The following is a 4,581-nucleotide window of genomic DNA, read 5'->3' as shown; positions in this document are numbered from 1 at the left end:
CGGGTCCCGCACCCCGGCCCGCGCGGACACCCGCAGGTCGTCGCCGACCGCGAGCCCCGGGTCGGGGGTCGCGGCGGCAGCCGCCGCCGCGAGTTCGGACCCGGCGAGCCGGTCGTGGAGCAGGCTGCGCAGCCCGGCCACGTTCCGCGCGGCCCACGCCGGCGGCACCTCCTGGCCGCGCGCGCTGTCGAGCAGGGACCGGAAGAGGCAGTTGCCGCCGCCCGGGGTGTGCAGGCGCCGGAAGGCGAGGCCGTCGGCACGCACGATGCCGGTCGGACCGGTCGTCAGGGGCCCCTTGCTCAGGAGCGCCAGGTCCTCGGCGATGCTCTCCGGGCGGCTGGACACGGGCGCGAGGTCGGGCCTGCGGCGCACGAGCTCCGCCGTGTCCTCGGACTTCAACTCGACGTCGGACAGGGGCAGGGCGACGTCCGGCGACAGCGACCAGGTGACCTTGGCGCGGGAGGAGTACGCGAGGCCATCCACGTCCTCGCGCCGCACCAAGGTGGTCGGCGGGAGCACCGGCGGCGGCGGGGGCGGCGCGGGCAACAGTACGTCGAGCGTGGTGGCCGGCCCGTCCTGCTCGCGCAACTCCCCTGCGCCGATGAGGAATTCGCGCACGTCGTCAGGGATGACCTCGGCGTCCGGGTCAGCCGTGTCCGGGCTCGTGGCGGTGCGGTGGTCGCGGGCCATGCGGTGCAGCAGGTCCGGGGTCATCCGGCCGTCGCCGTAGCGGGCGGCCGTGTCGGGGCTGCGCCAGCGCAGGCCGTCCACGTACGCGAGCGCGCCCAGCAACTCCCGTACCTCTGGACGTTGTTCGGCGTCCGGGCCGAAGACACCGCGCAAGGTGCGGACCTGCTGGAGGGTGCGGGCGAGCGCGAAGGCGTCGGCAGGGTCCGGCCCGGCGTGCAGGCCCGCCTCGCGGGCCAGCGCCTCCAGGTCGGCCCCGGCGGGCTCCGGCGTGAAGAGCCGCCACCGGCCGGGCCCCTCGGACCCCTCGGCGAGGACCGCACGGACGTTGCCGTCCTTGTCGCGTGCCGTGCCCGCCTCCGAGGTCGGCGCGTACACCGCACGTCCCGTCCGGTTCGCGACGTGCTGCGCGACCGGCAGTCCGGCGATCTCCGGCTGCTTGCCGGTCTCGCAGGAGAAGAGCACCAACGGCCGCGCGTGGTCGCCCTGTTGACCTTCGAGGGTCTCCTGCTCCGCCCAGGACTTGAGCACCTCGCCGAACTGCACGCCGCTGAGCTTCACCGTGGGGTGCGCCGCGTCGTCGGTGCCGAGCGTGACCGTACGGGGGGTGCCGTGGCCCGCGTAGTAATCGGCGCCCAGGTCGGTGTCCGCGCCCGGGAGCGCGGTGGGCGGGCCGGTGAAGACCATACGGGGTGCGGGCGGCTCCTGCGTGGGGTCAGTGGACGTCTCGGTGGCCGGGGTCGTGGACGTAGTGCGGACGCCCCGGTAGGTGTCGGCGTCGAGCAGCGTCGTGCGCGCCTCCGCGCGCGCGGTGCCGTCCTCGGCCGGGCCCTGCGAGATCGTCAGCGTCCGGACCGCCTGACCCGGGCGGGGCTTCGCCGTCGCCGAGGGGACCCAGCGCCGCAACTGGGCGACGGGGATCGTGTGCCCGGCCAGGGTGGTGACGACCAGTCCGGGAGACGTGGGGCGGGTTCCTCCGTCCGGTGCGGGGTCGCTGTTTGCGGGACGTACGACGATCCGGCCCGGCGGAGGTGGTGGTACGGGGGTGGGGTTGGGCGAGGGGGCGGCTTCCTGCGGCGAGCCGTCCACCGAGGTCGTACGGAGAGGCTCGTCCTCCCGACCCGACTCCAGGTGCAGCTCCGTGGCCGCCTCGGCCAGGACCGGCGCGGGGGCCGTCTTCAGGGGTAGCACCGGCGTGGACGACGTGGTCGCGATCGGAGTCAGGCCGCTTTCGGTCTTCACCGTGCCCTGGGTGGCCGGGCTGGACGTCGGCGCGGGCGCGGGGCCCAGCGCGTCGGCGAGGGGAAGCAGCACGTCCGCGCCCGGGAAGGCGGTGTTCCGTGTGTCGGGGGCGTCGTTCGTCGTGGTGCCGCCGGTCGTCGTCGTGCCGCCGGTGGTCGCGATGGGCGTCGGTCCGGCGAGCGGGCGCACGGTGACCGGGGCGCCCGGCGCCTGCCGGGTGAGTTCGACGGCGGGCCGGACCGGGGCCGTCGTTCCGTCGGGCACGGTCGCCGGGCCGAGCACCACGGCGCGGTCGGTCGCAGCACCGTCGAGGAGGGCGGTGGCCTCCGGGGAGCCCTCGACGGGGAGCGGGCCTTGTGAGACGACGACCGTGAGGGGCGTCGGGGGCGCCTCGACGGAATCATCCGAACCACTCGGCTCCTTCGCCGAGCCGCTGACGTGGGAGTCCCCGGTGCCGGCAGGAGCATCGACCGTGCCGGGCTTGGCGGTGCCGAGCTCCGGAGTCGGCGTGGACTCCGTGTCCGACGTCTGGTCCGTGTGGTCCGACCGGTCGACCTTCTGCGTCGGGTCAGTCTGACCGGACTGGTCCGTCTGACCTGTCTGTTCCGTGCGGCCCCCCTGCGGCCCCGTCGTCTGCGTCTGTGACGGCGTCCCGCTCCCGGGGGCCGGAACTCCCCCGGGCCGGGCGCCGTTGCTCGTGCTCGACGCGGGCGTGGGAGCCGGGGTCTGCCCCTGCTGCACCTCGCCGCCGGGCGGGGTCTCGACCGTGACCGGGGTGCCGAAGCCATCGAGTGCGCGGCGGACGTTGTCGGCGTCGATCTGCGCGGCGGGTCCGTCGTCGGCGGCGACCACCCGTACCTCGGGCACCTGCGACAGGTTGCCGTGCAAGCGGTCCCGTACGTCTATCTCGTTCGCCGTGGGCGGCTCGGCTCGCAGGGCGGCGAGGTCGCGCAGCGCCTGCTCGCGCACTTCGGCGGGGCCATGGTGGACCTGGTTCCAGAGCGCGCTCTCGGTGGAGGTCGTCGGCAGGGGGCCCGGGGCGTAGGGCGGCGGGTCCACGGTGGCGTACGGCGGCGGGTCCTGCGACATGTACGGCGGGGGCGCGTCGACTCCCGTGAAGTCGCCCTGGCCGGTGGTCCGGACGCCTCCCTGGCCGTTGCCCTGCACCGTGGCGGGCGGGGGTGCGGTGAGTGCGGAGCCGGAGCCGTCCGTGGAGTCCGTGCGCGCGGGCCCGTCGGTGCGCTCGGAGCCGTCGCCGGTGTCCGAGGTGTCCCCGGACCGGCCGTCGGACATGGTGGGCGGCGGCTGGTTGCGCAGGTTCTCGATGGCGTTGCGCAGTTCGGCGCCGCTGTTGACCGCGATGCTGCTGAGCCCGGACTCGACCTTGCTGCTGACGCCCGCGCCGACGAACGTGGACCAGCTGGTGGACCAGTCGCCGTCGAAGGCGCCCTTGATCAGGATCTCGCCGACCGACTCGCCCGCTCCGGCGGCGACGAAGTCGGCGACGCCCTTGATCCCGTAGTGCCCGAGGAGCGCGCCGGGCCGGTCGGCGTTGTGGCGCAGGATCTGGTTGTTGCGCCACAGGCCGTGGTTGGTGGGGAAGTTGGTCCGGAACGAGAAGGGGTTCGTGCGGACGTTCACCGGCGGGTCGTTGCGCAGGCCGCCGGGCCCGTTCGGGTCGGGGCCGGGTTCCGGGCGGTTGTTCGGGGGGTTCTTCGGCGGGTTGCCCCCGCCCGGCAGCGGGTCGGGGCCGCCCGGCTTGTGGTTCGGGCCGTTGCCCGGCAGGTCGAGGTCGGGGCCGTCCTTGGGCTTCGGGTGGGGCTTGTCCTTGAAGCCGAGGTCGGGGCCGTTCTTCAGGTGGTTGTTGTCGAAGCTCTTGACGATGTTCTTGGCGAAGCTGTCGAAGATGCTGGTGAAGAAGCCGGCGGCGGCGCCGAACGCGGCGGACTTGAGGATGTCGTTCCAGTCGAACCCGTCGGGGCGGCGGCCGTCCGGGGCGAAGTTCATCATGGCGAGGCGCACCGCGAAGGTGGTGAACGCCTCGGCGAGCGCCTCGGTCAGCGAGGGCGCCAGGTGCAGCCGCTGGAGCAGATGGGTGAGCGTGGTGAGGATGAAGAACCGGCTGCGCAGCTTGGCCATCATGATCTGGCTCGCGGACGCGCCGCCCGTGAAGAAGGACATCGCCAGGTAGATGGCGATCTCGATCAGGAGCCGGATGACCTCGGCGATGACCTGCCACTTGGACTCCATGATGTCCATGGAGGTCTTGCGGCGCCCTTCGGCGATCTTGTCGAGCTGTCCGGCGAAGTCGCGGAGGTAGTTCTTGCCGCCGTCGTCGATGAGGGCGCCCATGGCCTTCGCGTACGACTTGGCCAGGTCGTCCGGCATGGACTCGCTGATGTCGTGGATCGACTTGTCGATCAGCGAGGAGAGCCGCTCCAGCTTGCGCCCGAGGCCGGAGTAGGGCTTGCGGCTCTCGTAGGCGAGGTCCTCGTCCGCGTCGATGAGCTTCTCCCCGGCGAGGATGAAGATCATCGCGTTGACCTCGGGGGACACCTTGATGCTCACCGGGTGCCGCCCCGTCGTGCGTGCGGGCAGCCGGACGCGGCCGCGCCGCCGCGGGCCCCGGGACCGGCGGCCACGGGGGTTGTG

1 protein-coding gene is annotated in these 4,581 nt (G+C 73.7%); it reads right to left on the bottom strand.

Annotated features, from left to right (window positions below; all coding sequences use genetic code 11):
- Positions 1–4,464 (bottom strand): WXG100-like domain-containing protein (locus ABT160_RS46405; protein ID WP_502984428.1); only part of this gene is annotated, 4,464 nt, incomplete at its 3' end.
- Positions 4,465–4,581 lie beyond the last annotated feature (117 nt).

This window comes from Streptomyces sp. NPDC001941 (assembly GCF_040296945.1).
Lineage (GTDB): Bacteria > Actinomycetota > Actinomycetes > Streptomycetales > Streptomycetaceae > Streptomyces.
This window is presented reverse-complemented; position numbering and strand designations above follow the sequence as displayed.